Source organism: Paenibacillus sp. yr247, assembly GCF_900103825.1.
GTDB lineage: Bacteria > Bacillota > Bacilli > Paenibacillales > NBRC-103111 > Paenibacillus_E.
This window is the reverse complement of the sequence record NZ_FNIF01000071.1, coordinates 1-3,034: the sequence shown is the minus strand read 5'-3', so window position 1 is coordinate 3,034 and position 3,034 is coordinate 1. Positions and strand designations below refer to the sequence as shown.

The 3,034-nt window shown below is 33.8% G+C and carries 4 protein-coding genes; all 4 read right to left on the bottom strand.

Translation table 11 applies throughout. From position 1 onward, the window contains the following. Window positions 1-701: 701 nt before the first annotated feature. On the bottom strand, window positions 702-1,367 hold the full coding sequence (locus BLT91_RS30395) for a tetratricopeptide repeat protein (RefSeq protein ID WP_090827995.1): 666 nt from the start codon (window positions 1,365-1,367) through the stop codon (window positions 702-704). Window positions 1,368-1,725: 358 nt separating this feature from the next. Continuing rightward, entirely contained in the window at window positions 1,726-2,049 is a 324-nt protein-coding gene (locus BLT91_RS30390; RefSeq protein WP_090827994.1) for a DUF5713 family protein, read from the bottom strand. A gap of 242 nt (window positions 2,050-2,291) precedes the next feature. Beyond that, the gene (locus BLT91_RS32220) at window positions 2,292-2,498 is read right to left on the bottom strand and encodes a hypothetical protein (protein ID WP_217635317.1); all 207 of its coding nucleotides are present in this window, start codon (window positions 2,496-2,498) and stop codon (window positions 2,292-2,294) included. 206 nt (window positions 2,499-2,704) lie between these two features. After that, window positions 2,705-3,034: hypothetical protein (locus BLT91_RS32485; protein WP_217635316.1), on the bottom strand; the 330-nt coding region annotated here is incomplete at its 5' end.

The following is a 3,034-nucleotide window of genomic DNA, read 5'->3' as shown; positions in this document are numbered from 1 at the left end:
AGGCAAAACTAAAAGGCATGAGCCCGGTACAGTACCGAACTCATGCGCTAAAGACAGCCTAACTATATACTGTCTAACTTTTTGGGGTCACTTCATGTAGCATGCTCCTTTTTCGTTAGGTTAATCCCAGGTTCCTATAAAACTGAGTATTTTATCGCTTAAAACGTTTATCTATCCTGCAGCTATACGACCTGAGGAACCTTTTCTATAAACTAAAACCATATATAAAATAGTTATAATCAAAGCACTTATATACAATTCATCAAATTTATAAATGAAAGCCGTAAAAAAAAATACACTACAGAAGACAATTATGCCAAAAAAGAACCTGAAAAGCTTGCTATCAATGAATTTTATATACTTGGAATTGAAATTCATACTTACGAAATCTAGAAGAAGCCAATATGAATAACAAATAAGATACATGATTGAACCAAGAAGTGTTATTGATGTTGCCCCAAATAAAATCAACAATATTATTATTGATAATAAAAGAGATGTTATAAATGTAGTAATATATAGCTGCTTATTTTTGAATCCTATTTTTTGAAAAAGATATTTAATAAATTTCTTTATTGCATAACTATCAATTAACCTCACTACCAACATCAAAGAAATAATCAACATTATGAACAACTTGTTTCTTTGTCCTCATCGGTTGAGGAAGTTGCTGTCATGTTAGACCAATAGTCTTTCACATGTTAAACTCTTCTTTTTCTAGGCTTGTAGATATACCCTTTTGCAAGTTTATCTTTGTACTCTCTTAAGTGTTTGTCAATTACAATAACAAAAGTATCATCCTTAACAGCATCACCAAGAGGAGTTTTGAAATGCTTAATTTCGTAATATTTGCTTCTTTTACCTTGTTCTAAAATATTAATCGACTCTTCAAGTTTATTCATCTTTGAGTAAACTTGAGCCAAATTGCAATAAATTGATGGTATGCTTTCATTTAGGTCAAGAGACTTTTTGTAAGCAGCTAAAGATTCCTCAAAGAGATATTCACCTTCAAATGCTTCTCCTAAATCTTTATAAATCTCAAATAATATATCTACTTGAGTGACAACTACTCCACCACTTTTATAAGTCTTTCTATTTGGATCAAATGTAAACTTAGGATTTTCTAAAAATTTATTATTCTTTAATATGACTTCCTGTCTAAATTTGGCACCTAGCCACTTATAAGCGATTGCTTGATAATAGTATCCCATTGGATCTTCTATACCATCACAAGCCTTTATTATTTTTGCGCACACCTCTTTCTTATCGATGTTTGCTGACATTGAAAAAAGTTCGCTTTTGATAATGTTTTCTATTTCGAATATTCGCTCTTTAGTATTCGTTTGTGATTCACTTTTTTTAAACATTTCAAATACCCCCGAAGCCAAGCATCCTTATTCTTGGTTTTTAATAACTTCTCCAGACATTTCCATTATCCTGCCCGTTAACGTAATGAAGCTGCCGTTCCTTCGCGCGGCAGCTTCATTTAATTGTTTATTAACCTTCCACCAAAGGTCAAGGTAGGTATAGGAGCAAGGCAGAAAAACCGACAAATACTGATAAAGACAGGCAAGAGACGGGAATGTTACAAGAACGGATACTCCCATGAAAGAGGTATCCGTTTTTGTTTGGGTAGATAATTCCGATAATCAAGAAATGAAGCGACTTCTATGGTATGCTGGAGTTTGCTTATTTGTTACGTTATGCAAAAAGAATAGTTTGTGCTTACCACTCCCTGTTTCGAATTGCTTCTTCTGCGTCTAAACGAATATTAAAATGTTTCAAAATTTCTTCAACGGTTTTTCCGATAGAATCCCTTGCAGCCGTCTCAATCTCGCTGTCGTCTTCATAAAAATCCGCTTGCAATTCATTTATAGCATCTGTCATATCATCAAATTTCAATTGGATATCGTTAATGCTACGGTTCCCAGATTCTAAATATTCAACGACTTCTACCAATTGTGCTTTGACTTTGTCTACTAAAGAATTTGGGAAATAGGGGTCATTATACATACCAACTAAATATAGTTTTTCATTAAATTTTGCCATTTCGCACTCTCCCAAAAAATGCAGTTTTGTTGACTTATGGTAACACAATTCGAGGATAGTTGGTAGTTAGTATTGAATTAAACTGCCCGGTAGGGGGACGGGAGGGGGAGGTTTTAAGCTTTTCCTTTACTTAAAATATGGTACTAATTTGGCCGCGATCTTCAGGATCCCCATAGAATTTTTCGTTTTGTTTTCCAGTACATGACAAAGTAGCCGTACAAGGGCTTCCTTTGTCGTTGTATTTATCTTTTTCGACGAAATCTAAAAATTCCATAATCAATGATGATAATCTGATTATTTTTCTCTACACGTAAGTTTTGATAGTTAGGTATTCCCTTTTTTGAAATCTCATATGGAATCAAGCCATATTTCATAAATAACCGTTTCACCCGGTAAACTTTCTTCATATATTTTTTTGTGCGGGGGCACTCCTGATTATATTTTTTCATGGTTATCCAATTATAGTTTTTATCATAACCATTAATTTCACCAAGATGTTTTTTAACGGGGGGCAGGGATGAATAAAAAGTAATAACTTCTCGTTTATTGCTCTTAACTCCATATTTTGATTTGGCTACTTTTTAAAACGTATTTGTTGCCGAGATCATATACGATTTTTCGGGCACCCACCCCTAAGAATTTCTTTCCACGTCCATTATGATTTATGTGCATATTTAAATCCTCCATAATCAATGACCACGATCTGTTTGCTTCCTTTCAATCGTAAGTGCTTCAGGCGCAGGTTAGGAGCATACGGATTATAATACCGACCTATCCCCTTTGATGGAATGATTCCTTGATCCAATAATTTTTTAACCAATTGCATAAGTTGCCGTTTATATATCAAAGAATCGGAAGGAAATTTTTGAATGTATTTTTTCATGATTAACCAGCGGTAAACCTTATCGTAATTGATAATCGGTGCAAGATATTTTTTAATTGCGTTCGGCGATGACTGGTATAAGGTTACTTCCATTTTGTTGCA

Excerpts from the sequence above, each read along its gene's own strand:
- BLT91_RS32220 (WP_217635317.1), bottom strand. The coding sequence starts at position 2,498 with ATGAAAAAATATAATCAGGAGTGCCCCCGCACAAAAAAATATATGAAG.
- BLT91_RS30395 (WP_090827995.1), bottom strand. The coding sequence starts at position 1,367 with ATGTTTAAAAAAAGTGAATCACAAACGAATACTAAAGAGCGAATATTC.
- BLT91_RS30390 (WP_090827994.1), bottom strand. The coding sequence starts at position 2,049 with ATGGCAAAATTTAATGAAAAACTATATTTAGTTGGTATGTATAATGAC.